Consider the following 24,219-nt stretch of genomic DNA (forward strand, 5'->3'; position numbering starts at 1 on the left):
TTGCGGCCCACTTTTTTGTCAGTTGGGCTTTTGGAGCGGTTCAACGCGCCGTCAGGGATTTCTAGCGGGGGGCCTGTGCGAGCGGGATTTCAACCAGTTCCGGCAAGAGGGGCGTCGCACGCAAGGGCATGTTGACGGATGTGGCGCAGCCTGAACCAAATCAGAGGCGCGCGCCTTAGGGCCACTCAGCAATGAACCCTTTTGCCTTATAGGGCTCAATCTTATCCCATTCGCTGAGCACCCGCGAACAAAGCTCAGCGTCGGTGTGCCAGAGGTTATTGGGGGTTTCGTAGTGGTTCACGACAACCAGCATCTTTTCTGGGTCGGGCCAGTGTCGGTGAAGAGTCATCGGATAACGGCGTGACGTCCAAAAGTTTCCTAAGCAAATTACCGATCGTATTTTGCTCAATCCGATCTTCGCTTCGATGATAGGCAGGGAGAAAATGACGTTCTCGCCCGTGTTAGTCGCGCGATGTTCTTCCAAAATCAACTCAGCCGGAACACCTCGTGACACCAGCCCATCCTTTATGATCCGGCACTCGGTAAGATCGGAGCCCGGCGTCATCCCTCCGCTAACAAGTAGCCAACGGCAATATCGGCGATGCCAGAGTGAGTAAGCGGCGTCTATGCGCTCCACCACGCCATCTCGTGTGCCAAAAACGAACAATAGATCTGCCGGCTGCAGAGGCGTTGTAAGTAGATGCACGGAGTTTATACGAGCGATCTCTTCGACAGTCAGCGTTCGAGCCGGTTCCGCCATCGGTCTAATGTGATCCAGTCGCGCTTCCACAAGCGTAGGTCAGGATATATCCCTACAGTCGATCAGTCGCAAGTTGTCCGCTTCGTCAAACGAGGCCGCGACGATCAGCGACATCCGAGAGCTCATCAGCTTGCCGGCGTGAAACGACCATCCGAAATTCGGTTGCTACACACGTACGACCTCACCGGTCCGAACGCTGGTGTCGGCGGCAGAGACGATGCTCAGCGAGTTGATCGCAGCCTCGTGATGCTCCGACAAATCGATCTCGCCACGGATGGCCCTGAGAAATAGCCGCTGCTCGCGCTCGCAGAGATCCTGGTGGTTCGGTTCGTCCTCGGTCGAGAGGAATTCGTCGGGCCTTGCGAAGCGGCCCTCCGGGTTGCGGGCTGCGTGATGGATACGGAGTGCATTGGTGCGCGTATGCGTGTTATGGTCCGCCGAGCTCGCAGTCGCATCGGTGCTTTCCTTCGCAACAATCGACACACTGCCGTTCGGCCCAATAATGTCCTTCACGAAATGAGCAGTCTCGCTCATCATCGGTCCCCAACCAACCTCGTACCAGCCAACTGATCCGTCTTCGAACACGATGTGAAGATGGCCGTAATTGTACATGCCAGGCGCGATTTCGTCCGTGAGCCTCGCCCCGACCGCGTGCACCGCGATCGGCGGCGAGCGCGTCACCTGGCACATGATGTCGACATAGTGCACGCCGCAGTCGACGATCGGCGAGGTCGACAGCATAAGCTTCTTGTGAACCTCCCAGAAGGAGCCGGCCGATTGCTGGTTGAGATTCATGCGCATCACGAGCGGCTTGCCGAGCGTGCGGCCGATCTCGACGAAGCGCGACCATGATGGATGGACGCGAAGGATATAGCCGATCAGCAGCGCCTTTCCGCTCGAGCGCGCGGCATTGATCACCTGGTTGGCGACCTCCAACGTGTCAGCCAGCGGCTTTTCACAGAATACGTGCGCGCCTTCCGCGAAAGCTCGCAGGGCCATCGCCGCGTGATGCTCGGTGTAGGTGCAGATGGCGACGGCGTCGGGACGCAGCGTCGCGAGCGCCTCGTCGTACCGTTCGAAGCGCGGCAGACCGGGAAACTCGACCTCGAGGTCGTGGCGATCGGCCGCGCGAGGAGTGCAGAGGCCAACGAGCTCGAAACCTTCGACCGCGCCGTAGGCGCGGGCGTGGCTGGTTCCCATGGTGCCGAGGCCGACCACGAGAACGCGGATGGGGCGCTCTGTCGATAAGGATGAAGAAGACATGGCTCAATCGCGTCCTTCAATCGAGACAACGCCCGCCAGATAGGTGCATCAGGAGCCGTCAGACGGCCGACCCTCGATCCAGGTTTCCAGCACGCGCAAATCATGGTCGAGATGCACGAGGCTCGCCAGATAGCCGGGCGCGATGCGGCCGAACTCCGTCTCGCGTCGCAAAAAGGTCGCCGGAATGCGCGAGGCCATTGCGAGTGCGTCGCCGAGCCCGAGCCGCGCCACCTCGACGGCAAAGCGTACGGCTTCGTCCATGGTCAGAACCGAGCCAGCAAGCGTTCCATCCTCGAGCCGCAGGCATCCCTGTGCGCGAGTCACGCGACGGCCCTGCAAATCGAACTGATCGGGCCCGCCGGCCGCCGGTGGCATCGCGTCGGTAATCAGCATGAAGCGGTCATGCCGCTTGGCGGCGAAGGCTATACGCAAATTCGCCTCGTGCACATGATGACCGTCCGCGATGATTCCGACGAAAACCTCGTTGAGATCGAGCGCTGCGCCAACCATACCTGGCTCGCGCCCGGCGGGCGCACTCATTGCATTAAAGAGATGGGTGAACGCGCGTGCGCCGGCTTTGACGGCCGCGCACGCCTCCGCATAGCTTGCATCGGAGTGGCCGAGCGAGACGAGCACGCCATGCTGCGCGAGTTCGGCGATGCTCTCCGCGCGGACCCGATTGGGCGCGAGCGTCAGCATGACGGCGCCGCATTTCGCCTCGACGATCGTCGCGATGTCGCCGAGTTCGGGATTGCGGATATATCTGAGCTCATGCGCGCCCTTGCGAACCGGATCCAGGAAGGGTCCTTCCAGATGGATGCCGAGTGTCGCAGGCGTCAGGCGCTGCGCCTCGCGCGTCGCGGCGATTGCCGCTGCCATCACCTGCGGCGTGTCAGTTACCAGTGTCGGCAGCAGCCCGACGGTGCCGTGCTTGCGATGCGCTGCGGCGATGCGGGCGATGCCTTCGGGCGTCGGGTCCTCGTTGAACAGGACGCCACCGCCGCCATTGACCTGCACATCGATGTAGCCGGGCGCGAGGAGGCCACCACCGAGATCGCGTGTCGCGCCATGAGGTCTCTCGGAGTAAGGGAGGACCGTGGCGATGCGGTCACCTTCGACGACGACCGCGTGGTCATCGAAAAAACGCTCGCCATCGAAAATCCGTGCGCCGGTCAAAACGATCATCAGACGGTCTCCGTCACCTTGCGCAGGTTGCGCGGGCGGTCGGGGTCGCGCCCGAGCCGGAGTGCAAGCGCCTCGGCAAGGCGGTAGAAGCGGTGGATCATGACGATAGGCTCGAGCAGCGTCGCCTCGACTTTTGCCGTCGCGAGACGATCGGTCCCGTCGTCGCCTCCAGCCTCGATGGTAATCAACGTTGCGCCGGCATTGGCCAGCACCGTAAGTGTCGGCAGCATGCCTTCGCGCGCTGCGTCGGACGGCAGGAAGGCGATGACGGGAAAGCCCGAGGCCACGAGTTCGGCCGGGCCATGCAGGACCTCGGCCGCGGAATAGGCCTCGGCGTGAATGGCGCAGGTCTCCTTGAGCTTCAGCGCTGCCTCCGCGGCGATCGCAAGCGTGGCACCGCGACCGAGGACAAAGGCGCTGCGGGCATTCGCAAGCTGGCTGAGCATCGCCGCGGGCGGCGGCACCGTTTGCCCGCGCAGGATCTCGGACAAGCCGGTGAGGGCGTCCGCGAGCTGCCGATCTTCGCGCCAGGCCGCGACGAGGCTTGCACCTGCGGCGAGACCTGCAACCATCGATTTGGTCGCCGCGACGGAACGTTCCGTTCCGGCGCACAGCGGCAGCAGCACGCCGGCCTCTTGCGCGAGCGGCGAGGCTACGTCGTTGACCATTGCGACGGCGAGCGCACCGCCGCGTCGTGCGGCGCGCTGCAGTTCGACGATGTCCGGGCTGCGTCCCGACTGCGAGATCGCGACGGAAACGCCGCCTTCGAGCCGCATCGGCGTACGATAGAGCGTCGCGATGGAGGGGCCGATGGAGGCACAAGGCACCCCTGAAACAATCTCGACGAGGTATTTCAGATAGAGCGCGCAGCAATCCGACGAGCCGCGGGCGATGGTCGCAACGAGCGGCGGATCGAGGCCGCGCAGGCGCGCCCCAAGTTCAGCGAGCCGCTCCGCATTCTGGGCACGCTGGAGCGCGACTGCATCGCCTGCTTCGCCGATCTCCTGAAGCATATGGGTCGTCATCGGTGTGTCTTTCGGGGCGGCGGCGACAGTGTGAGTTCTGAGACGAAATCGTAGGCGTCGGCGCGGTACCAGGATTTCGTGAATTCGACGCAGGATCCGTCGGCGAGATAGGCGATGCGCTGGATATAGAGCGCCGGGCTGTCGGGTGCGACGCCGAGCAGCTCCGCATCCGCATGATCGACGAGGGTCGCGCGCAAGCGCTGCAGGCCGCGGGTCGGCTTGAATCCGCGTGCGGAGAGCGCTTCGTAAAGCGAGCCTCCGACCGAATCCTGTTCCGGCAGATAGCGTATCGGCACCGCGGCGCGCTCGATTGCCATGGGCGAACCGTCAGCCAGGCGCAGTCGGCCGAGCCGGAACACGCGCTCGTTCGGCCGTACGCCGAGCATCATTGCCTCTTCCGGCGTTGGCAGGAACACGCCGCGCTCGAGCTCGCGCGAGCTCGCTTCCAATCCGCGGAGCCGCATATCTTCCGTGAAGCTCGTCAGGCGCGAGGAGGGCTGTTCGACGCGCGGCGTTGCGCGATGGATGAAGGTACCGGCGCCATGGCGGTGAAACAGCACTCCTTCGGCGATCAGATCGGCAATCGCCTTGCGCAGCGTGGTGCGTGATACGTCGAGCAGCTCGCACAATACGCGCTCGGCCGGAAGCAATTGCGTCTCCGCGAAGCGTCCGGTCTCGATTTCGCGCCGAAGCGCGTCGACCACGGCACGATAGAGCCTCTGGCCCGGCGCGGTTTCGACCGTCAGGGACATGCCGCGTCCTCCGCGAGCGTTCCGCCGGCAAGCAGGATTGCGCCGTCGATTGCGTCACGCCGCGGCGGGGCGAGGCGCTTGGCCACATCAGGCGGCAAGAAGGGGCGCAAGGGCTCACCGAAGCCGCCGGCGAGCGCAATGCGCTCGGCGCCAAGCGCATTGAGCGCGTTCGCAAGCGCCGCTATCGCACAAGCTGCTTCGCCGACAATTTCGCGCGCGCGCATATCTCCGGACCTGGCGACGTTCAGGATCTGGGGTGCGAAGGCGCCATAATCGCTGGGCCTCGCGTCCGCTGCCCAGCGGCTCATCCGCAATGGATCGTCATCGAAATGGCGCCCGAGCGCTTGCGACAGGCCACTCATCGGCTCGAGGCCATCGATCGCACGCAGCGTCGCGCGCAACGCCGACTCGCCGAGGCGTGCAGCAGATCCGTCGTCGCCAAGCCAGAAGCCGCGTCCGCCGATGATGGTCGTTCGAGCTCCCACGCGAGCGATACCCGCCGAGCCTGTGCCCGCGATGATCAGGCCGCCGTCGCCGAGGCCATTGGCGCCGACGCAGGCGGCGACAGCATCATTGACGGCGACGATGCGCGCAAAGCCGGGCAGGGCGGCGGAGACGCGCTCTGCTTCCTTTTCGTCCGAAAGCCCGGCAAGGCCAAGGCCGACTGCGATTTCCTGTCTTGGCGCGTCAGCGGCGATCGCGGACTCGATCGTTTCACGGACGACCCGCATGGCTTCGTCGAAATCGAGATAGATGTTCGAGGCCGGCCCGAGGCCGCGCCCGAGCTCGCGGCCCGACGAATCCCGCAGTCTCGCGCGGCAGCGGGTGGCGCCGCCGTCCACACCGAGGAAGAACTGGGCCGTCGCCAAGGAGCCTCCTAAAAAATTTCTTAACGCCTCTAGACAAGTGGTATGTCACGTGGCTAAAACAAATACAAGAGGTATCTACCATTGGTATTCACGATGTCGGTACTGCCGAGCTTGGAGACGGACGGAGAGAGGTGGCACAGCACCGGCGGTGTCGGAATGATCGATGAGGCGGTATTCGCGGAGGCAATGCTCGCGTCCTACCGCCGAGCGATTGCTTCGGTCGCGGCTGCCTCCGGAGACATCCGCGCCGCCGCGCTTCGCCTCGCCGCGATTTGGCGAGCAGGTGGGCGTCTGGTCTATGCGGGTGCAGGCTCCTCCGGACTTGCGGCGGCCGAAGATGCAGCCGAGCTCCCTGGCACGTTCGGCCTTGAGCAGAGCCGCATCGCAATTGTCCTGCCCAGCGGGACCACCGAGCCGTTCTGCATCGATGGGGCCGCGGAGGACGATGCCGTAGCCGGTGAGCGGGCTATGACCGGGCTCGGTGACCTCACTCGTGATGCCGTGATCGTCGTATCGGCGAGCGGCTCGACGCCGTTCACCGTCGCGGCCGCCGCCGAGGCACGCCGTCGCGGCGCCTTCGTGATCGGCATCGCGCATCGTCCGGGTTCGCCTTTGCTCGTCGGTGCCGACGCGTCGATCTTGCTCGAGAGCGGGGAGGAGGCGCTGCGCGGCTCGACACGGCTCGCGGCCGGAGCCGCGCAAAAGGCCGCGCTCGGCATGCTCTCGTCATTGATGGGATTTGAGCTTGGTCACATCCACCAGGGCCTGATGGTCAACCTGAAGGCCGACAATGCGAAATTGCGCGAGCGGGCGCGCGGGATCGTCGCAACAATCGCCGGCGTCAGCGATGCCAAAGCGGATACGGCGCTGCGTGAGGCCGGCGGCGAGGTCAAGCCGGCGATTCTGATTGCCTGCGGTATCGTCAGCATGAGTGAAGCCGTGACGTGGCTGGCTGCTGCGGAAGGCCGGATAGACGACGCGTTGCGCCGCGCAGGCGTCAACGGGATCACGGGCGAAGGCCCGAACAAGGGAGCGTAGCATGAGACGGACATTCAAGGCCGCAATGGGAGCTGAGCTTGCCGCGTTGGCGTTGCTTGCGGGGCTTGCATCGGCCCAGGCAGGCTCGTTGAAGATCGAGAGCTGGCGCAATGACGACGCCGACATCTGGAACTCGAAGATCATCCCTGCCTTCAACAAGCACTATCCCGACATCAAGATCGAATTCGCGCCCTCGGCGCCCAAGGAATACAACGCCGCCCTGAACGCGCGGCTCGATGGCGGCACAGCGGGCGATCTCATCACGTGCCGACCGTTCGACGCCTCGCTCGCGCTCTATCAAAAGCGTCAGCTCGACGCGGTTGACGGCCTCAAGGGTATGGACAATTTCTCTGATGTCGCGAAGGCCGCGTGGCAAACCGACGACGGCAAAACCACCTTCTGTGTTCCGATCGCCTCCGTCATCGCAGGGTTCATCTACAACAAGGAAGCGTTCGCCAAGGTCGGCGTGTCCGAGCCAAAGACGCTCGATGAATTCCACGCGGTGCTTGAGAAATTCAAGAAGGACGGCACCTACGTCCCGCTGGTGATGGGCACGGCTGACCAGTGGGAGGCCGCCACCATGGGATTCCAGAACGTCGGCCCCGACTATTGGAAGGGCGAGGTCGGCCGCGCCAACCTGATTGCGGGCAAGGAAAAACTCACGGATCCGCAATACGTCGCGGCGTTCAAGGAGATCGCAAGCTGGGCGCCGTATCTCGGGTCAGGCTTCCAGGCGCAGACCTACGCCGATAGCCAGAACCTGTTCTCTCTCGGCAAGGGCGCGATCTATGCGGCTGGCTCGTGGGATATCTCGACGTTCCGCGGCCAGGCGAAATTCGCCATGGGCGCATTCCCGCCGCCACAGCCGGCCGGCACGACGGATTGCTATATCTCCGATCACACCGACATCGCGATGGGTGTCAACGCAGCGTCGAAGAACAAGGAAGACGCGAAGAAGTTCCTGGAATGGCTGACGACGCCGGAATTCGCAACGATCTACGCCAACTCGCTTCCCGGATTCTTTCCTCTCGCCAAGACTCCGGTGAAGGTCGACGACGACGTCGCGGCGACGATGGTTGGATGGCGCCAGACCTGCAAGTCGACGATCCGCAACTCGTATCAGATCCTGTCGCGCGGTACGCCGAATTTGGAGAACGAGCTGTGGAACGTGTCCGCGCAGGTCGTCAACGGCAAGCTCACGCCTGATGCTGCCGGCAAGCAACTGCAGGACGGCCTCGACAAGTGGTACAAGCCCGCCAAGTGAAGCCAGTCTCTCTCTCCGCTCTTGCGGGGGAGGGACTTCCCTTGTTCGACAGTTGCTGCATACTCCGCTGCCCCCTGCACGAGCCGCAAGCGCGGAGAGGGACGATAACGCGCGGTAGGCTTTATCTCTTCATGCCAGAATCGGTCTCGAACATCACCGCCCAGATGCCTCGCGCAAAACTCGCGGGGCTGCTGCTGTTCTTTCTCGGACCGGCGGTCGCGATCTACACCCTGTTCTCGATCTATCCGCTCGTCGCGACGATGGCGCTGTCCACCTACACCAGCGATCCGTCTGGCGGGCGGCATTTCGTCGGGCTCGCCAATTTCGAAACCCTGCTCGGTGATGCGCTGTGGTCGAAGCCGTTCTGGAATGCCTTCAGCAACAATCTGATCTTCTTCGCCGTGCACATGTGCGTGCAGAATCCGATCGGCATTGCGCTCGCGGGATTACTGAGCCTACCGGGCCTGAGGCTCAAGGGCCTCTATCGTACCGTCATGTTTCTGCCGACGATGCTTTCGGTTGTCATCGTCGGCTTCTCCTGGAACCTGATCCTTTCGCCGCTCTGGGGCGTAGCTGCCGGTGCCTTGAAGGCCGTGGGCCTGGGCTCCCTGTTCGCACCCTGGCTGGGGCTCGAATCGAGTGCGCTCGTAACTCTGGCCCTCATTTCCGTCTGGCAATTCGTCGGCATCCCGATGATGTTGATCTATGCCGCGCTGCTCAACATCCCTGAAGAGTTGATCGACGCGGCACGCGTCGACGGGCTCGGACACTTCCGCATCTTCCTGCACATCAAGCTTCCGCTCGTCCTGCCGACGATCAGTCTGGTGTCGGTCTTGACCTTCGTCGCCAACTTCAACGCTTTCGACCTGATCTATTCAGTCAAGGGCGCGCTTGCGGGGCCGAATTTCGCGACCGACATTCTCGGCACGTTTTTCTACCGCACGTTCTTCGGTAACCAGCTCCAGCTCGGCAATCCGACGATGGGCTCGGCGGTCGCGACCGTGATGTTCTTCATCATCCTCGTCGGCCTCTGCCTCTATCTCTTCCTCGTGCAGCGGCGCATCCGCCGTTACGCTTTCTGAGGGGAGCAGCATGACGGTGGAGCAGCGCGCAAGGAGCCTTGGCGTCCATCTCGTCCTGATCGCCTACAGCGTGCTCGCGGTCGGTCCGATTCTGCTCGTCGTGATGAATTCGTTCAAGGTGCGCAGCGCCATCTTCGGTAGCCCGCTTGCTCCGCCGGACGCCGCAACCTTCAGCCTCGCCGGCTATGAGAAGGTTTTCCGCTCCTCCCATATCCTCACCTACTATTCGAATTCGCTGATCGTGACCCTCGTCAGCATGGCACTCGTGCTTCTGTTTGGCGCGATGGCGGCCTGGGCGCTGACCGAATACCGCTTTCGCGGTTCGACGGCGCTCGCGCTGTTTCTGTCGATCGGCATCATGGTGCCGATCCGGCTTGGCTCCGTCGCGATCCTCAGCATGATGCGGTCTGCCGGCCTCAACGACACGCTGACGGCCTTGATCCTCGTCTACGTTGCGCAAGGCCTGCCGATGTCGATTTTCATATTGAGTGAGTTCATCCAGCAGGTCCCCAAGGACTTGCGCGACGCCGCGCGCTGCGACGGCGTGCCGGAAACCCGCATCTTCTTCGAAGTGGTCGCTCCGCTACTGCGGCCGGCGATCGCGACCGTCGCTGTCTTCACCATCGTGCCGATCTGGAACGACCTCTGGTTTCCGCTGATCCTGACGTCGAGCGACTCGACGCATACAGTCACGCTCGGCGTGCAGCAGTTTCTTGGCCAGTACATCACCGATTGGAATTCCGTGCTTGCCGCGCTGTCAATGGCGATCCTGCCGGTGGTCGTGATCTACGTGATCCTCTCGCGCCAACTCATCGCAGGCCTCACCTCCGGCGCAGTCAAATAGGTTGTCAGAATGGCCGATCTGCGCATCGAGCACCTCAACAAGCGTTATGGCGTGACGACGGTGCTCAACGACATCAACCTCAACATCGAGGACGGTGAATTCGTCGTTCTCGTCGGCCCTTCAGGCTGCGGCAAGTCGACGCTTCTGCGCATGATTGCCGGGCTCGATGGCGCATCGGGCGGCGACATCCATATCGCCGGCAAGCTCGTCAACACGCTGGCGCCCGCCGAGCGCGGCATCGCGATGGTGTTCCAGTCCTACGCGCTCTATCCGCACATGAATGTGCGCAAGAACATGACGTTCGGATTGAAATTCACCGGAGTGCGGCCGGCTGAACGCGAGCGGCGCGTCACCGAGGCGGCCCGTATGCTGCGGCTCGAGGAACTGCTCGAGCGTTATCCGCGAGATCTCTCTGGTGGCCAGCGTCAGCGCGTTGCGATCGGCCGTGCGATCGTGCGCGAGCCGGCTGTTTTCTTGTTCGACGAGCCGCTCTCCAACCTCGATGCGGCGTTGCGCGTCTCGACACGCGTCGAGATCGCGAATCTGCACAGACTGCTGAAATCGACGATTGTCTATGTCACGCACGACCAGGTCGAGGCGATGACGCTTGCCGACCGCATCGTCGTGATGAACAGGGGCTGCATCGAGCAGGTCGGCAGGCCGCTCGACCTCTACTATGCGCCGGCCAATCTGTTCGTCGCCGGCTTCATCGGCTCGCCCGCGATGAATTTCTTCGAAGCGAGGGTCAAGAGTGTCGAGGGCGGACGCGCGTGCGTGGCTGGACCCGGATTCCGTAGCCTCGACCTGCCGGCGGGGCATCTGAAGATCGGAGACGCGTTGACGGTCGGCATCCGTCCGGAGCATCTTGCCCAAGGAGAGGACGGTCCCCTCGCTGTGGAAGGTGTCGTCGAACTTGTCGAACGGCTTGGCGAATCCTCTTTTGCCTATTTGCGCCGCGATGACGGCAGGCTGTTCGTAGCCGAAATCCGCGGTCGACAGACGCCGCCCCCCGGCGAGCGAGTCACGCTCACTGCTGCGGCTCGGGACGTGCACGTCTTCGACGCCTCGGGGTTGCGGATCGCGACGCCGAACGATGTTTGAGTGCTCGGGAAACCACCGGCTTGGGCGCCGACCGGTAACAAGCGGGCTTGATAGTGTGAGCATTCAATCATGATGGGCCTCGTACGCTATCTTACGCGCCCTCAAGTGAGTATTGATCCGGCAATTCCGGTCCCTCTCTGGAACCGAGATCTCTGTTCGGCTTGCCGTCGTTCTCGCGGCCATTGGCAATGAGAGTAAAAATGGAGTCGGTGCGAGCCCCCTTCCAGATTTCGGCGTTATACGGTCTATGGGTTCCAGCCGCCGCTACCATATGGGCGCGTGATGATTTCAAGCAGGTGCCCGTTAAGGTCTTCGAAATAGAGGCCGCGTCCGCGGTCGTGATCGTTGATCTCGCCGGGCTTGCGACGCGCGGGATCAGCCCAGTAGGTCAGCTTCCGCTCGCGAATCCGATCAAAGATCGCGTCAAATTCGGCGTCGCCGACCAGGAAGGCGTAGTGCTGAGGCGCGAGCTCTCCTTGGGAGTCCATATAGTCGAGATTGGCGTCGTTGTCGGTCCTGACCATGTAGAACGGTCCCCAGCGGCGCGGCTCCGACAGGCCGAGCATCTCGGCCAGGAATTCGGCCGATGCCTTGCTGTCGCGAGCCGACAAAATGGTGTGATTGAACTCGATTGCCATGCTCAGATCTCCCTAGGTTACAGGTGAAGTCAAACACGGCGCGCATCGAGGTTGTTCCTGTTTCGACGGGCACGCAATCAATGGAACTGGCAATGGGAAGCCTGACCTAGAGCTTTGGCGCCTATCAGACGCGATCGGCGCGCACCTCGAGATCGACCGACGCCGAAATGATCGCTTAGCCAGAGGCCGTCCAGCGGGCACTCGAACGCGAGCCTTGCGGTCTGAATTTCGCAGACTGCCTTGGGGGCGTCGTGATGTTTCACACTTCGGCCAGCGAGTAACTGCAATCCGCCGAGATTAACGGATGCTGGCCGCATCCGGCGTCCGTCGGAATTGATGAAAGGCGACCGGGTCGGGAGCCAGCCGGTGCAACTCCCGACTGATCAGATCGGTTCGTTTGGGATCGCCGCTCCGATTCCAGAAGTTAAGCGTCACAACGCGAAGTCGCATGTCTGACCCAGGTCTGTGGTGTCTGACCTAACGCGTGTCACGTGCGCGGGTTCGTCGGCGCCGCGGGCTTGACATTCTCGGAGCGCGTTCTCATTATGTTCTCTTCGTGCGAGCTTCCTTGGGGCGGACTCGGATGGCAGACAGTGCAACCATCCTGCACGCGGATCTGGATGCCTTCTACGCCTCGGTAGAGCAGTTACTTTCGCCGTCGTTGCGCGGTAAACCCATCGCTGTTGGCGGCGGGGTTGTACTTGCAGCTTCGTACGAAGCTAAGGCATTCGGGGTCCGCGGCGGCATGCCCGGACGTCAAGCCCGCGAGCTCTGTCCGCAACTCATCTTTGTCGGCGGACACTTCCAAGAGTACCAACGACTGGGTGACGCTGCCGTCAAGGTGATCGGCGATTTCACTCCCCTCGTCGAGCGGATTTCCATCGATGAGGCCTTTGCCGATGTTGCGGGCTGCACTCATCTCTTCGGGTCGCCTCCCGAAATAGCAAGGGCTATCCGGCAACGCGTACGGGCCGAGCTTGGGCTTCCGATTTCAGTCGGCGTCGCGCGCACCAAGCATCTCGCGAAAGTTGCCTCGCAAGTGGCCAAGCCCGACGGGCTGGTGGTTGTCGATCCCGACACCGAACTGGAATTCCTTCACCACCTGCCCGTCGAGCTGATGTGGGGAGTGGGCCCGGTCACACGGGCGCGGCTGGCCAAGATCGGTGTACTGACTATCGGGCAGCTTGCCAAACTACCGGGAAGGTCGCTCGAGCGATTGCTCGGTCCCGCGGCCGGGAAGAAACTCGCAGCGTTGGCGTGGAATCGCGACCCGCGGGAAATCAGATCTCATCGTCGGGCCCGATCGGCTGGAGCGCAATCAGCGATCGGCAGAAAGCCGGCCGAAGCGCGGGTTATTCGACCGACCTTGCTTCACCTCGCGGACCGTATCGCAACTCGCCTCCGCGCAAAGTCGAGGCCCGGCCGAACCGTGACGGTCCGAGTTCGCTTCGCCGATCTGAGGTCGGTCACCCGTTCGGTCACGCTTGATGCGCCGATTTTCGCAACCATGATCCTCACCGAGCTCGCCGAGGGGCTGGTGCGCGCGATCTTTGCAGATTATCCGGACGAGAAGACCATCTCCTTGCTGGCGATTTCCGTGTCGCATCTCGAGGAGCACTGGGATCTCGAACTGGAGCTGCCGCTTGGACTTCGGGATGAAGCGCGCCGGACTGGCAGCAGGATCGGCATGGCGCGGTGGGCGGCCGACCGTGCTGTCGACAAGATTCGCAATCGCTTCGGGCGGGATGCCATCGGGTACGGTTCGGCAGCGCTGGGCTTATCTCGTTCCGTGCCCGATGAATTTCGGAAACTCGCCGAAAAGGATCTTTGACGTTCGACCGTCACGCGACGCGGGTTGGGTCTTTGCCGTAAACGCGCAGTACAAGCAACGATATCGCGGGGTGATGTTCGACCCGCTTCTTGCGGCGGAATGAACGCCACCAGGTATCCGCTATCGGCTGCGAGCTGAGGCCGTGCCGAAAACAACTCCGCTTGCAATGTTTAGTAATTGGTGGTTCACTAAACAAATCGAGCCTGCCGGGCCTATAGAATCCGGGTGGCGCGAGGAAACACCAGTTTAGTTATTCAGCTCGTCACGGACTGTGTCGCTCTGCTCGAAGCATTCGAGCGGGTAGGAAAGCCGCGCCATGTCGATGGCCGGTCCACTCGGAGGGAACGCTTAATGAAACAGACATTGAAGGCGCTTGCTGTTGCGTGCGGGGCTACTGTCTCCGCGTTTGGCGTCGGAGCGGGGACCACGCCCGCACAGGCGCAGGGCAAAACCATCACGCTGTGCTGGGCCGCATGGGACCCGGCCAATGCGCTGGTCGAATTGTCGAAGGACTTCACCGCCAAATCGGGTATCGGTATGAAGTTCGAGTTCGTGCCGTGGACCAATTACGCCGATCGATTCCTCAACGAACTCAATTCGCACGGCTCGCTGTGCGACCTCATCATCGGCGATTCACAATGGATCGGCGGCGCCGCGGAGAACGGTCAGTACGTCAAGCTCAACGATTTCTTCAAGAAGGAAGGAATCAGCATGGACGACTACATGCCGGCGACGGTGGTCGGCTATTCCGAGTGGCCGAAGAACACGCCGAACTATTGGGCGCTGCCGGCGATGGGCGATGCGGTCGGCTGGACCTATCGCAAGGACTGGTTCGCGCGGCCGGACGTGCAGAAGGATTTCAAGGCCAAGTACGGCCGCGAGATCGGCGTGCCGAAGACGCTCGATGAGCTGAAGGACATTGCACAATTCTTCCAGGGCCGCGAGATCGACGGCAAGAAGGTCTATGGCGCCTCGATCTACACCGAGCGTGGTTCGGAAGGCATCACCATGGGCGTGTCGAACTACCTCTACGACTACGGCTTCAAATACGACGATCCGAAGAAGCCCTATGCGATGGATGGGTTCGTGAACTCCGCCAGCGCGGTGAAGGGGCTCGAGGCCTACAAGGAGCTCTACAAGTGCTGTACGCCGCCCGGCGCCTCCAATTCCTACATGTCGGAGGGGCTTGATGCCTTCAAGTCCGGCCAGGTCGCGCTGCAGATGAACTTCTTCGCCTTCTTCCCGGGCCTCTACAAGGATCCGAATGTCGGCGGCGACAAGATCGGCTTCTTCGTCAATCCGGCCGGTCCTGCCGCACAGTCGACGCAGCTCGGCGGACAGGGAATCTCGGTCGTTACCTACTCCAAGAACCAGGCCGAAGCGCTGCAGTACATCAAGTGGTTCTCCGGCGGCGATGTGCAGAAGAAGTGGTGGGCACTCGGCGGTTATTCCTGCGCCAAGTCCGTGCTGAACGATCCGAGCTTTCCGAGCAGCGCGCCCTTTGCAAAGGAGTTCCTGCAGTCGATGGGAATGGTCGTCGACTTCTGGGCCGAGCCTTCCTATGCCCAGCTCCTGCAGGCCGAGCAGAAGCGCGTGCATGACTATGTGGTGGCCGACAAGGGCACCGCACAGGAAGCACTCGATGGTCTGGTCAAGGACTGGAAGGCCATCTTCAAGGAAGAGGGCAAGAAGTTCTGAGGCAAGCCGCCCGGAGCGCGTGCGCTCGCGCTCCGGGCTTTCCTTCGAGATGACCGGACCGTCGCAGTGTCGACGACCCGGTGCCAGGATCGGCCAAAGCAATGAATGAATTGAGTGCCTCTTCGCGGATCACCTATCGGGCCGTCATGGTCCGACCGGGCGTGGCGCGTCGTATCCGGGGCCTGTCGGACAGGACGCTCGCCTGGCTCTTCATCACGCCGACGATCGTGCTGCTGCTGGCGATCAATATCTTCCCGCTGCTTTGGACGATTTATCTGTCGTTCACGAACTACCGCGCTAACAGGGCCAACGCGCCGACGATCTGGCTTGGCGCCGACTGGTACCAGTCGATCCTGACCGATCCCGACATCTGGGCGGCAATGCAGGTGACGGCGCATTTCGTGATCTGGACGGTGGTGATCGAGACCGTGCTCGGATTTGGCCTAGCCTACCTCATCGACAAGAAATTCCGTGGGCACGGGATGTGGACCACGATCATCCTGCTGCCGATGATGCTGTCGCCGGCCGTCGTCGGCAATTTCTGGACGTTCCTGTACCAGCCCCAGATCGGATTGTTCAATTACGTGGTCGCCTTCTTCACCGGCCGCGCGGCCTCGTCCTTCCAGATGCTGGGCGACGTCACGCTGAGCCCCTGGGCCATCGTCATTGTCGATGCCTGGATGTGGACGCCCTATGTGATGCTGATTTGTCTCGCTGGCCTGCGCTCGATCCCTGACTACATCTACGAGGCGGCCGAGGTCGATCGTGCGTCGAAATGGCGGCAGTTCTGGTCCATCACGCTGCCGATGGCGTTGCCGTTCATCATGCTGGCGGTGCTGTTCCGCGGCATCGAGAATTTCAAGATGTTCGACATGGTCAATCTGCTCACCGGCGGTGGGCCGGGATCGACCACGGAAGTTGCCTCAATCACGCTCAAGCGGGCGGCGTTCGAGAGCTGGCGCACCGGCTATTCCTCGGCCTTCGCGATCATCCTGTTCGTGACGGTCTTCGGTCTCGCCAATATCTATGTGAAGGCGCTGAACAAGGTGAAAAGCCGATGACATCAGCCACCACAGCTCATTCGGTCGTCGAGCCGTCGGCCACCACGCGCCGCGTTGCCGGCTCGCTCGTCGTGCTCTATGCCATCATCACTATGATCCCGCTGGTCTGGATCATGCTCACCGCCTTCAAGTCGCCTGATGACGCGATCTCCTATCCGCCCAAGGTGATGTTCAAGCCGTCGCTCGAAGGTTTTTGCAATTTGTTCACGACGCGCTCGCGTCAGACGCCGGAATTCATCCGCTCGCTAGGACCGCCGCAAGGGCTGTGCGACAGCATTGCACGCGATCGCAATATGGTGGTCGCCGGTCCCTCGAACTACGTGCCGCGCTTCGTCAATTCGCTGATCATTGCGTTCGGTTCGACCCTGCTCGCAGTCGCGCTCGGCACCTTGTCGGCTTATGGCTTCTCGCGCTTCCGCGTGCCGCTGAAGGATGATCTGCTGTTCTTCATCCTATCGACTCGGATGATGCCGCCGATCGCGGTCGCGATCCCGATCTATCTGATGTACCGCACCATCGGTTTGTCGGACACCAGGCTCGGGATGATCCTGCTCTACACCTCGGTCAACGTCTCGCTCGCGGTCTGGCTGCTCAAGGGCTTCATCGACGAAATCCCGCGTGAGTACGAGGAAGCGGCGATGATCGACGGCTACACCCGCTTCCAGGCCTTCGTGAAGGTGGTGCTGCCGCAGGCCACCACGGGAATCGCTGCGACGGCGATCTTCTGCCTGATCTTCGCCTGGAACGAATACGCCTTCGCGGTGCTTCTCACCTCGGGCAACGCGCAGACGGCGCCACCGTTCATTCCGATCATCATCGGCGAGGGCGGACAGGACTGGCCCGCGGTGGCGGCCGGCACGACGCTGTTCCTGGTGCCGATCGTGGTGTTCACGGTCTTGCTTCGCAAGTATCTGCTGCGCGGCATCACCTTTGGAGCTGTTCGCAAATGAGCCTCGATGCCAGCCCAACCATCGCACGACGTGATCTCGCCGACCGCGTTCTGCGGCGTGGTCCACTCGAAGCCCTGGCAACCACGATCATCGCCGCCGGTGTCGTGATGCTGATGCAGCCATTTTCCCTGACGCTGTATTCCTGGTCGTTTGCGACGACCCTGTTCGGCACGGTGATGTTCACCATCGTGTCCAAGGTTCGGGAGTAGGGCGCGATGGCACAGATCAAGGTCGAGGCGCTCGACAAATCCTTCGGTAACTTCCATGCGGTCAAGTCCGCCAGCTTCACGGTGGAGGACGGCCAGTTCCTCTGCCTGCTCGGACCGTCAGGCTGCGGCAAGACCACCACGCTCCGCATGATCGCCGGCCTGGAGCTGCCGACGGCGGGTACGATCAGGCTCGATGGCGAAGACGTGACGATGAACCGCGCATCCGCGCGCGACATCGCCTTCGTGTTCCAGCTCTTCGCGCTCTATCCGCACATGAATGTCCGGCGCAACATCGGCTTTCCCCTGAAGTGCGAGGGCATCGGGCCGGCCGAGCGCGACCGTCGGGTCGTCGAGGCCGCGCGGATACTGCGAATCTCGCACCTGCTCGACCGCTCCGTCTCAGGCCTTGCCGGCGGCGACCGGCAGCGCGTCGCGCTTGGACGAGCCATTGTGCGTAAGCCGAAATGCTTTCTGATGGACGAGCCGCTTGGCGCGCTTGATACAGAGATGCGCGAGGCCATGATTCATGAACTGCGGGCTCTGCATGACCGGCTGGGAGCGACTACCGTCTACGTCACCCATGACCAGCTCGAAGCCATGGCGATGGCCGACAGGATCGCAGTGATGAACAACGGCGTCGTCGAGCAGGTGGCGAGCCCGCGCGACATCTATGATCGGCCCGCTTCACTGTTCGTTGCCGATTTCATCGGCTCGCCACCCATGAATTTCCTGCCGTTCCGTGGCGGCCTTCAGACTGGCGCAGAGGCAATCAGGCTCGGCGAGCGCGATGTGGCAATTCCCGCGGCGCGCGAAGCGATGGCGGAGAGCGAACTCGTGCTCGGGGTGCGGCCCGAGCACGTGCGCTTCACCGATCGCGGCATGGTGCGCGGCGAGGTCTATGGCACGGAATATCTGGGCACGACGCAGATCGTGACCGTGACGACGCATTACGGTGCGCTCAAGGCCCGCTCACCCAGCAGCAGATCCTTCCGGACCGGCGAGACTGTCGGGCTCGACTTCCGGCCCGACACGCTCTCGATCTTCGATAAGGCGTCGGGCCGGGCTATCCGCACCGCGTTACATGAGCGAGGCACGCATGGCTGAGGTTGAGATCAACGCCGTCTCCAAGGCATTCGGCAAGACGCAGGCCGTGAGCGATCTGTCGCTGACCGTCTGTGATGGCGAATTCGTCGCGTTGCTCGGGCCGACCGGCGCCGGCAAGACCACGGCGCTGCGTTTGATCGCCGGATTGGAGCGGCCGGACTGTGGTTCGATCCGGATCGGCGGACGCGATGTGACCGGTGATGCACCGGCCGATCGCGATGTTGCCTTTGTCTTCCAGCAATATTCGCTGTATCCGCACCTGACCGTGTTCGAGAACATGGCATTCGCGTTGCGTGCGCCGACCCGCCGCGTACCCGAAGCCGATATCCGCGCGAAGGTGCTGGAGGTCGCGCGTCTTCTTCACATTGAAACCAAGCTGGACAACAAGGCGACGCAGCTGTCGGGCGGGCAGATGCAGCGCGTTGCGATCGGCCGGGCGCTGGTCCGTTCGCCCTCGATCTATCTGATGGACGAGCCGCTGTCCTCGCTGGATGCCAAGCTGCGCGGTGAGCTGCGGCTCGAGCTCAAGCGGATCCAGGTCGACCTCGGCGCGACGATTCTTTATGTCACCCACGATCAGACCGAGGCGATGACCATGGCGTCGCGCATCGGCGTGATCGAAGGCGGACGGCTGATGCAGATCGGTTCGCCGCGGGAGATCTACGAGAATCCGGTCAACGCTCATGTCGCGGCGCGGCTCGGCCAGCCGGTGATCAATCTGCTGCCGGCGACCCTGTTCGCCGGCGCGCCTGATAGTGCCGAGACCATCGGCGCACGGACTGAGCACCTGACGATCGCGCGCGGTGGTGGCGACGTCTCGGCGACCGTCAAGCGGGTCGAGCATCTCGGCGACCAGAGTCATCTCCATCTCGACCTCGCTGGCCGGCCCGTTGTGACCCTGGCGGATCCCGAAGCGGGCTTTAGCGCCGGAGACGTCGTGTCGCTCCGTTTGAACAAACCGCTGTTTTTCGACGCGAAGGGCTGGAGGGTAGCGGCATGAGCCTCGATCGGGTAGCCAGGGAAAGATTGGTACGAGCGCTGGCAGCTTCAGTGATCTCGCACGCGGACGAATTGACGAGTCTCGATCAGGCGATTGGCGATGGGGATCATGGGCTGAATATGAAGCGCGGTTTTGAGGCTGTGCTTGCCGTATTGCCGGGCCTTGCCGACAAGTCGCTCCCGGAAATGCTGAAGGCGATCGGAATGACGTTGGTGATGAAGGTGGGCGGTGCGTCGGGGCCGCTGGTCGGAACTTTCTTCATGGAACTGGGCAAGGCCCTTCCGGAGCAGCCGAGCCGGGCGGATCTGGTCGCGGCGACGGAGAAAGCCATCGAGGCTGTCAAGGCGCGCGGTCGTTCCGAAGCGGGACAGAAGACATTGCTCGATGTCCTGGTGCCGGTTCACGCCGTTCTCGCAGGAGGCGGCGATGCCAAGGCGATCGCGGCTGAGGCTGCCCAAGCGGCCGATCGCACCACGCCGATGCAGGCGATCCGTGGTCGCGCGTCGTTTCTGGGCGAACGTTCCATCGGTCATATGGACCCGGGCTCGCGCTCGGCGTCCCTTTTGATCGGCGCAGCAGTTGAGACACTGGAGTTCGAGGTCAATACATGAGCAACGTTGGAATTGTCATCGTGTCGCATTCGCCGAAGATCGCGGAAGGCGCGGCCGACATGGTGCGCCAGATGGTCGGGGACGCAGTGCCGCTGGCCTGGACCGGTGGCGATGTCGATGGCGGCCTGGGTACGAACGTTGCAGGAATCCTCGAGGCGATCGAGACGGCTTGGTCACCGGCGGGCGTTGCGATCCTCGTCGATCTCGGTGGTGCCGAGACCAATTCGGAGATGGCGGTCGAGATGCTCCCCGAAGACCGGCGCGCGCGCGTGCTGGTCTGTAATGCCCCGGTGGTCGAGGGGGCTGTGATCGCTGCGACCGAATCTTCGGGCGGCTCATCGCTTGCCGCCGTCAAGCGCAGTGCGGAGGAATTCTATGCATGACGCCAACGCCAACCGGTCGGCTCAGATGTTTGCGCCGCTGACCGCCTCGGCGGTTCTCGTCAATCCGGTCGGCCTGCACGCGCGGCCATCGGTGAAGCTCACGCAATGCGCGAAGGGCTTCATCGCGAAGATCGAAATCGCGCTTGCCGCCGAGGGACCCTGGACCGACGCCAAGAGCCCGGTGAAGGTGATGCGTGTGAAAGCGCCGCAGGGCGCAACGCTGCATTTTCGCGTCGCCGGTCCTGATGGTGAGGCGGCGCTCGCGGCCATGCTGGCGCTGGTGCATGACGGTTTCGGCGAGGCGTAGAATCGTGGGCGAGATCCATCTCACCGGCCATCCCGCTTCGCCTGGCCTCGCCATCGGCCCGGTGGCCGTGCTGACGAGTGCAGTTGTGAGCAGGGTGACGAAGGGCGATCCTGTGCAGGAGGCGGCGGCGCTCAAGGCGGCGATCGAAGGGGCCGCCGTGGAGCTCGCCGACCTGATTGCGAGGGTTCATGACGAGGCTGCAGAGATCCTGGAGTTCCAGGTCGCGATGCTCGGTGACGATGCGCTTGCTGAAGGTGCCTATGAAGCCATTGCGGCCGGCGTGGCTGCGGATGACGCTTGGCGCGCTGCACTCGACGCGGAGATTTCAGGCTATCGCGCCGCGGACGAGGAATACTTCCGGGCTCGAGCTGCCGATCTCGTCGACATTCGCGATCGCGTGCTTGCCGGCCTGAATGGTGCAAACACGATCGCAAAGATATCCGGCGATTCCGTCGTCGCGGGTGATGATATTTCGCCGTCCACATTCCTCGCCGTTGACTGGACCCGCGGCGGTGCCATTGCGCTCGCTGGCGGATCACCGTCGTCGCATGTCGCGATGCTTGCGCGATCGCGCGGCGCCCCCATGGTAGTCGGATTGGGGCCATTACCATGGAATGGACAGCCGCCGTCACTGGCGCTGGTCGATGGCGACGCCGGCACTGTGATCTTCGATCCCCATCCCGAAACGCGCCGTCTGTTCGAGCATCGCATGGCGGCGGCGAATGCTGCGCAGATTGCTGCCGACGCCGGTCGCCTCAAGCCGGCACTGACGGCGGATGGAAAGCGCATCGCCGTTCTTCTCAATGTTGCCGCGCCAGAAGAGCTCGGGGGCCTCGATCCTGCAATCTGCGACGGCATCGGTCTCGTGCGGACGGAGTTTCTGTTCGAGGGATCGAGAGGCCTGCCCGGCGAGGATACGCAATACGCGGTCTACCGGCGCATTCTCGACTGGGCCGCGGGACGGCCGGTGACGATCCGCACGCTCGATGCCGGCGGCGACAAGCCGATCCCCGGCGTGACGGTCGATGGTGAGCGCAATCCGTTCCTGGGCTTGCGCGGAATCCGGCTTTCGCTGGCGCGGCCGCAGGTGTTTCGCGTGCAGTTGCGGGCGCTGTGCCGTGCTGCCGTCCATGGAACGCTGAAGGTGATGCTGCCGATGGTCGCGGTCCCGTCGGAGCTCGACCGCGCCAAGGCCATGCTGGACGCGGAGTTCTCGGCACTCACGGCACAGGGCATCGCCTGCGCCCGGCCGCCGCTCGGCATCATGGTCGAGGTCCCCTCGGCTGCGCTATGCGCCGAGGATTTTGATGCGGCATTCTATTCCATCGGGTCGAACGATCTGACCCAATACACGATGGCAGCGGCGCGCGACATCGGCGCTGTCGCCGACCTCAACGATGCCGGCCATCCGGCGGTGCTGGCGCTGATTGCGCGGACGGTCGAGGCCGGACGCAGGCGTGGTGTCGAGGTCTCGCTCTGCGGCGATGCCGCGGCGGATACGCGCTTGACGAACGCGCTGCTGGCGACAGGCTTGACGACGCTCTCGGTCTCGCCGATTGCGGTGGCGCGGCTCAAGGCCGCCATTGCCGGGGTGATCGCATGAGTGACGATGCAGGCGAAGACGCAAGCCGGCCAGGCGACAGCAATGTCGCGGACTACAAGCTGATCCTGCGGCGGGCCCTCGACAACCGGCCATCGGGGACGCGGCTGAAGCTCGCGGCGGCGCTCGGCAAGAACCGCTCTTTCGTTAGCCAGATCACCAACCCCGCCTATCTGGTGCCGATCCCGGCGAAGCATGTCGCGATCATCTTCGAGGTTTGCCATCTCTCCGGTACCGAGCGAGCGGCGTTCCTCGAAGCCTATGGTCGCGCGCACCCGGGCCGGCTGCGCGGCGCCCATCGCGAGGCGCGCACCCGTGTCGTTACCGTGACGGTGCCCGACCTCGGCGACGACAAGAAGAATCGCGCGCTCGAGCAGCTCATCGTCGACTTTGCTGCCCAGCTCGCCCGCTACGCGGAAAGCATCGGCTGACCAATTCGAAACGCCAAAAAGATGACCGGGAGGACGCCATGAAGAAGCTGATCAACAGCGCCGATACGGTGCTCGAAGAGAGTCTCGACGGGTTGGCAGCAGCCCATGCCGATATCCTGCTGCTTGGCGCCGAGCGGAAGTTCGTGCGCCGCAGCACCCTGAAGCCGGGAAAGGTTGCACTGATCTCTGGCGGCGGCTCCGGCCATGAACCGCTTCATGCGGGCTTTGTCGGCCATGGAATGCTCGATGCCGCCTGTCCGGGCCGGGTCTTCACCTCGCCGACGCCGGATCAGATGATCGAGGCGGCGGAGGCTGTCGACACCGGAGCAGGCGTGCTCTTCATCGTCAAGAATTACGAAGGCGATGTGATGAATTTCACCATGGCCGCCGAGATGGCCGGGCGTGAGGTCGCGAGCGTGGTGACCAATGACGACGTTGCGGTCGAGAAATCGACCTACACCACCGGTCGTCGCGGCGTAGCAGGAACGCTGATCGTGGAGAAGATGGTCGGTGCCGCGGCCGAAAAGGGGATGCCGCTCGCCGCGCTCAAGATGCTTGGTGATGATGTTAACAGGCGCACCCGCTCAATGGGCGTGGCGCTGCTGCCGTGCACTGTCCCGGCGGCGGGCAGGCCGAACTTCACCCTGGCTGAGAATGAAATGGAAATGGGAGTCGGCATTCATGGTGAGCCGGGGCGCCGCAGGGTGCCGCTGGCCTCTGCCGATGACATTGCTGCCGAGATGCTCAACGCGATCCTGCGGGACCTCGCACCCGGCAAGGGCAGCGAGGTCCTGCTTCTCATCAACGGGTTCGGCGCGACGCCTCTCATCGAACTCTATCTGATGGCCAACAGCGCCAAACGCATTCTGGACAGCTTCGGGAGCACGGCGACGCGCTTCCTGATCGGTTCTTATGTGACGTCCCTCGACATGGCCGGTGTCTCAATCACCGTCTCCGTGCTCGACAGCCAGGCAAAAGAACTGTGGGACGCCCCAGTGCATACCGCTGCGCTGCGCTGGGGTATCTGATGGATTTGTCGTGGTCGGGTGATGCCGCAGCCGTCAGGCAGCGGTTGTGATCTCGGGGGACGGAGTCGCGATAGGAGCGCGGGGGACTGCCCCAGGAGCGTGGTCAGACGCTCGACTTCGCGGACTTATTCATACGATCGGCGCAGCGGTCTCGTGCGCCGGCGCATCCTTTTAGGGATTAGCTC

Annotated in this window: 25 protein-coding genes; 18 read left to right on the forward strand and 7 right to left on the reverse strand. The window is 62.9% G+C overall.

What is annotated here, in order from left to right; genetic code table 11:
• Window positions 1-175: 175 nt before the first annotated feature.
• The 6 genes from GPL20_RS23675 to GPL20_RS23700 all read right to left on the reverse strand — a co-directional run bounded on the left by GPL20_RS23675 (window position 176) and on the right by GPL20_RS23700 (window position 5,854).
• Window positions 176-760 carry a YdcF family protein gene (locus GPL20_RS23675; protein WP_157332114.1) on the reverse strand — a complete coding sequence of 195 codons (585 nt, stop codon included), beginning with the start codon at window positions 758-760 and terminating at the stop codon, window positions 176-178.
• A gap of 165 nt (window positions 761-925) precedes the next feature.
• Window positions 926-2,023: a Gfo/Idh/MocA family protein gene (locus GPL20_RS23680; protein WP_157332116.1), complete on the reverse strand. Its 1,098-nt coding sequence runs from the start codon at window positions 2,021-2,023 to the stop codon at window positions 926-928.
• Between the two features lie 48 nt (window positions 2,024-2,071).
• A complete protein-coding gene (gene nagA / locus GPL20_RS23685; RefSeq protein WP_157332118.1) occupies window positions 2,072-3,208 on the reverse strand; it encodes an N-acetylglucosamine-6-phosphate deacetylase in 1,137 nt (378 codons plus the stop codon).
• Window positions 3,208-4,233 (reverse strand): SIS domain-containing protein, encoded by a 1,026-nt coding sequence (locus GPL20_RS23690; RefSeq protein WP_157332120.1) that lies wholly within the window; start codon window positions 4,231-4,233, stop codon window positions 3,208-3,210. The genes nagA and GPL20_RS23690 overlap by 1 nt, the downstream gene beginning before the upstream one ends.
• Window positions 4,230-4,985: a GntR family transcriptional regulator gene (locus GPL20_RS23695; protein WP_246250849.1), complete on the reverse strand. Its 756-nt coding sequence runs from the start codon at window positions 4,983-4,985 to the stop codon at window positions 4,230-4,232. Before GPL20_RS23695 ends, GPL20_RS23690 begins: the two co-directional genes overlap by 4 nt.
• On the reverse strand, window positions 4,976-5,854 hold the full coding sequence (locus GPL20_RS23700) for a glucosamine kinase nucleotide-binding domain-containing protein (RefSeq protein WP_157332122.1): 879 nt from the start codon (window positions 5,852-5,854) through the stop codon (window positions 4,976-4,978). The genes GPL20_RS23695 and GPL20_RS23700 overlap by 10 nt, the downstream gene beginning before the upstream one ends.
• A 156-nt stretch (window positions 5,855-6,010) precedes the next feature.
• Between GPL20_RS23700 and GPL20_RS23705 the strand changes: the two genes are divergently transcribed.
• From GPL20_RS23705 to GPL20_RS23725, 5 genes are all read left to right on the forward strand, one after another.
• Window positions 6,011-6,892: an N-acetylmuramic acid 6-phosphate etherase gene (locus GPL20_RS23705; RefSeq protein WP_157332124.1), complete on the forward strand. Its 882-nt coding sequence runs from the start codon at window positions 6,011-6,013 to the stop codon at window positions 6,890-6,892.
• A 1-nt stretch (window position 6,893) separates the two neighbouring features.
• Complete coding sequence (locus GPL20_RS23710; protein WP_157332126.1) at window positions 6,894-8,156, forward strand: ABC transporter substrate-binding protein; 1,263 nt, start codon at window positions 6,894-6,896, stop codon at window positions 8,154-8,156.
• Window positions 8,157-8,287: 131 nt separating this feature from the next.
• Window positions 8,288-9,238, forward strand: coding sequence for a carbohydrate ABC transporter permease (locus tag GPL20_RS23715; protein WP_157332128.1), 951 nt, complete (start codon window positions 8,288-8,290; stop codon window positions 9,236-9,238).
• Between the two features lie 10 nt (window positions 9,239-9,248).
• Complete coding sequence (locus GPL20_RS23720) at window positions 9,249-10,082, forward strand: carbohydrate ABC transporter permease (protein WP_157332130.1); 834 nt, start codon at window positions 9,249-9,251, stop codon at window positions 10,080-10,082.
• A gap of 9 nt (window positions 10,083-10,091) precedes the next feature.
• Window positions 10,092-11,183, forward strand: coding sequence for an ABC transporter ATP-binding protein (locus tag GPL20_RS23725; protein WP_157332132.1), 1,092 nt, complete (start codon window positions 10,092-10,094; stop codon window positions 11,181-11,183).
• Between the two features lie 245 nt (window positions 11,184-11,428).
• Here the strand turns inward: GPL20_RS23725 and GPL20_RS23730 are convergent, their stop codons facing one another.
• On the reverse strand, window positions 11,429-11,821 hold the full coding sequence (locus GPL20_RS23730; RefSeq protein WP_157332134.1) for a VOC family protein: 393 nt from the start codon (window positions 11,819-11,821) through the stop codon (window positions 11,429-11,431).
• 583 nt (window positions 11,822-12,404) lie between these two features.
• Between GPL20_RS23730 and dinB the strand changes: the two genes are divergently transcribed.
• From dinB to dhaK, 13 genes are all read left to right on the forward strand, one after another.
• Complete coding sequence (gene dinB, locus GPL20_RS23735) at window positions 12,405-13,652, forward strand: DNA polymerase IV (protein ID WP_157332136.1); 1,248 nt, start codon at window positions 12,405-12,407, stop codon at window positions 13,650-13,652.
• 351 nt (window positions 13,653-14,003) lie between these two features.
• Window positions 14,004-15,350, forward strand: a complete 1,347-nt coding sequence (locus tag GPL20_RS23740) for an ABC transporter substrate-binding protein (protein ID WP_157332138.1) — start codon at window positions 14,004-14,006, stop codon at window positions 15,348-15,350.
• 101 nt (window positions 15,351-15,451) lie between these two features.
• Window positions 15,452-16,411 (forward strand): carbohydrate ABC transporter permease, encoded by a 960-nt coding sequence (locus tag GPL20_RS23745; RefSeq protein ID WP_157332140.1) that lies wholly within the window; start codon window positions 15,452-15,454, stop codon window positions 16,409-16,411.
• Window positions 16,408-17,361, forward strand: a complete 954-nt coding sequence (locus GPL20_RS23750; protein WP_157332142.1) for a carbohydrate ABC transporter permease — start codon at window positions 16,408-16,410, stop codon at window positions 17,359-17,361. The genes GPL20_RS23745 and GPL20_RS23750 overlap by 4 nt, the downstream gene beginning before the upstream one ends.
• Window positions 17,358-17,570: a hypothetical protein gene (locus tag GPL20_RS23755; RefSeq protein ID WP_157332144.1), complete on the forward strand. Its 213-nt coding sequence runs from the start codon at window positions 17,358-17,360 to the stop codon at window positions 17,568-17,570. The genes GPL20_RS23750 and GPL20_RS23755 overlap by 4 nt, the downstream gene beginning before the upstream one ends.
• 6 nt (window positions 17,571-17,576) lie before the next feature.
• A complete protein-coding gene (locus tag GPL20_RS23760) occupies window positions 17,577-18,674 on the forward strand; it encodes an ABC transporter ATP-binding protein (protein ID WP_157332147.1) in 1,098 nt (365 codons plus the stop codon).
• A complete protein-coding gene (locus GPL20_RS23765) occupies window positions 18,667-19,674 on the forward strand; it encodes an ABC transporter ATP-binding protein (RefSeq protein WP_157332149.1) in 1,008 nt (335 codons plus the stop codon). The genes GPL20_RS23760 and GPL20_RS23765 overlap by 8 nt, the downstream gene beginning before the upstream one ends.
• Complete coding sequence (gene dhaL / locus GPL20_RS23770) at window positions 19,671-20,285, forward strand: dihydroxyacetone kinase subunit DhaL (protein WP_157332150.1); 615 nt, start codon at window positions 19,671-19,673, stop codon at window positions 20,283-20,285. The genes GPL20_RS23765 and dhaL overlap by 4 nt, the downstream gene beginning before the upstream one ends.
• Complete coding sequence (gene dhaM / locus GPL20_RS23775) at window positions 20,282-20,668, forward strand: dihydroxyacetone kinase phosphoryl donor subunit DhaM (protein WP_027557143.1); 387 nt, start codon at window positions 20,282-20,284, stop codon at window positions 20,666-20,668. Before dhaL ends, dhaM begins: the two co-directional genes overlap by 4 nt.
• Complete coding sequence (locus GPL20_RS23780; RefSeq protein WP_157332151.1) at window positions 20,661-20,975, forward strand: HPr family phosphocarrier protein; 315 nt, start codon at window positions 20,661-20,663, stop codon at window positions 20,973-20,975. The genes dhaM and GPL20_RS23780 overlap by 8 nt, the downstream gene beginning before the upstream one ends.
• Window positions 20,953-22,578, forward strand: a complete 1,626-nt coding sequence (ptsP, locus tag GPL20_RS23785; RefSeq protein WP_157332152.1) for a phosphoenolpyruvate--protein phosphotransferase — start codon at window positions 20,953-20,955, stop codon at window positions 22,576-22,578. The genes GPL20_RS23780 and ptsP overlap by 23 nt, the downstream gene beginning before the upstream one ends.
• On the forward strand, window positions 22,575-23,006 hold the full coding sequence (locus GPL20_RS23790) for a hypothetical protein (protein ID WP_157332153.1): 432 nt from the start codon (window positions 22,575-22,577) through the stop codon (window positions 23,004-23,006). Before ptsP ends, GPL20_RS23790 begins: the two co-directional genes overlap by 4 nt.
• A gap of 38 nt (window positions 23,007-23,044) precedes the next feature.
• On the forward strand, window positions 23,045-24,034 hold the full coding sequence (gene dhaK, locus GPL20_RS23795; protein ID WP_157332154.1) for a dihydroxyacetone kinase subunit DhaK: 990 nt from the start codon (window positions 23,045-23,047) through the stop codon (window positions 24,032-24,034).
• Window positions 24,035-24,219: the final 185 nt, after the last annotated feature.

Origin of the sequence: Bradyrhizobium cajani, from assembly GCF_009759665.1 — a bacterium.
GTDB lineage: Bacteria > Pseudomonadota > Alphaproteobacteria > Rhizobiales > Xanthobacteraceae > Bradyrhizobium > Bradyrhizobium cajani.

What these genes read in the sequence shown, in the direction of transcription:
- GPL20_RS23675 (WP_157332114.1), bottom strand. Translation starts at nt 760, where the DNA reads ATGGCGGAACCGGCTCGAACGCTGACTGTCGAAGAGATCGCTCGTATA.
- GPL20_RS23680 (WP_157332116.1), bottom strand. Translation starts at nt 2,023, where the DNA reads ATGTCTTCTTCATCCTTATCGACAGAGCGCCCCATCCGCGTTCTCGTG.
- nagA (WP_157332118.1), bottom strand. Translation starts at nt 3,208, where the DNA reads ATGATCGTTTTGACCGGCGCACGGATTTTCGATGGCGAGCGTTTTTTC.
- GPL20_RS23690 (WP_157332120.1), bottom strand. Translation starts at nt 4,233, where the DNA reads ATGACGACCCATATGCTTCAGGAGATCGGCGAAGCAGGCGATGCAGTC.
- GPL20_RS23695 (WP_246250849.1), bottom strand. Translation starts at nt 4,985, where the DNA reads ATGTCCCTGACGGTCGAAACCGCGCCGGGCCAGAGGCTCTATCGTGCC.
- GPL20_RS23705 (WP_157332124.1), top strand. Translation starts at nt 6,011, where the DNA reads ATGATCGATGAGGCGGTATTCGCGGAGGCAATGCTCGCGTCCTACCGC.
- GPL20_RS23710 (WP_157332126.1), top strand. Translation starts at nt 6,894, where the DNA reads ATGAGACGGACATTCAAGGCCGCAATGGGAGCTGAGCTTGCCGCGTTG.
- GPL20_RS23715 (WP_157332128.1), top strand. Translation starts at nt 8,288, where the DNA reads ATGCCAGAATCGGTCTCGAACATCACCGCCCAGATGCCTCGCGCAAAA.
- GPL20_RS23720 (WP_157332130.1), top strand. Translation starts at nt 9,249, where the DNA reads ATGACGGTGGAGCAGCGCGCAAGGAGCCTTGGCGTCCATCTCGTCCTG.
- GPL20_RS23725 (WP_157332132.1), top strand. Translation starts at nt 10,092, where the DNA reads ATGGCCGATCTGCGCATCGAGCACCTCAACAAGCGTTATGGCGTGACG.
- GPL20_RS23730 (WP_157332134.1), bottom strand. Translation starts at nt 11,821, where the DNA reads ATGGCAATCGAGTTCAATCACACCATTTTGTCGGCTCGCGACAGCAAG.
- dinB (WP_157332136.1), top strand. Translation starts at nt 12,405, where the DNA reads ATGGCAGACAGTGCAACCATCCTGCACGCGGATCTGGATGCCTTCTAC.
- GPL20_RS23740 (WP_157332138.1), top strand. Translation starts at nt 14,004, where the DNA reads ATGAAACAGACATTGAAGGCGCTTGCTGTTGCGTGCGGGGCTACTGTC.
- GPL20_RS23745 (WP_157332140.1), top strand. Translation starts at nt 15,452, where the DNA reads ATGAATGAATTGAGTGCCTCTTCGCGGATCACCTATCGGGCCGTCATG.
- GPL20_RS23750 (WP_157332142.1), top strand. Translation starts at nt 16,408, where the DNA reads ATGACATCAGCCACCACAGCTCATTCGGTCGTCGAGCCGTCGGCCACC.
- GPL20_RS23755 (WP_157332144.1), top strand. Translation starts at nt 17,358, where the DNA reads ATGAGCCTCGATGCCAGCCCAACCATCGCACGACGTGATCTCGCCGAC.
- GPL20_RS23760 (WP_157332147.1), top strand. Translation starts at nt 17,577, where the DNA reads ATGGCACAGATCAAGGTCGAGGCGCTCGACAAATCCTTCGGTAACTTC.
- GPL20_RS23765 (WP_157332149.1), top strand. Translation starts at nt 18,667, where the DNA reads ATGGCTGAGGTTGAGATCAACGCCGTCTCCAAGGCATTCGGCAAGACG.
- dhaL (WP_157332150.1), top strand. Translation starts at nt 19,671, where the DNA reads ATGAGCCTCGATCGGGTAGCCAGGGAAAGATTGGTACGAGCGCTGGCA.
- dhaM (WP_027557143.1), top strand. Translation starts at nt 20,282, where the DNA reads ATGAGCAACGTTGGAATTGTCATCGTGTCGCATTCGCCGAAGATCGCG.
- GPL20_RS23780 (WP_157332151.1), top strand. Translation starts at nt 20,661, where the DNA reads ATGCATGACGCCAACGCCAACCGGTCGGCTCAGATGTTTGCGCCGCTG.
- ptsP (WP_157332152.1), top strand. Translation starts at nt 20,953, where the DNA reads ATGACGGTTTCGGCGAGGCGTAGAATCGTGGGCGAGATCCATCTCACC.
- GPL20_RS23790 (WP_157332153.1), top strand. Translation starts at nt 22,575, where the DNA reads ATGAGTGACGATGCAGGCGAAGACGCAAGCCGGCCAGGCGACAGCAAT.
- dhaK (WP_157332154.1), top strand. Translation starts at nt 23,045, where the DNA reads ATGAAGAAGCTGATCAACAGCGCCGATACGGTGCTCGAAGAGAGTCTC.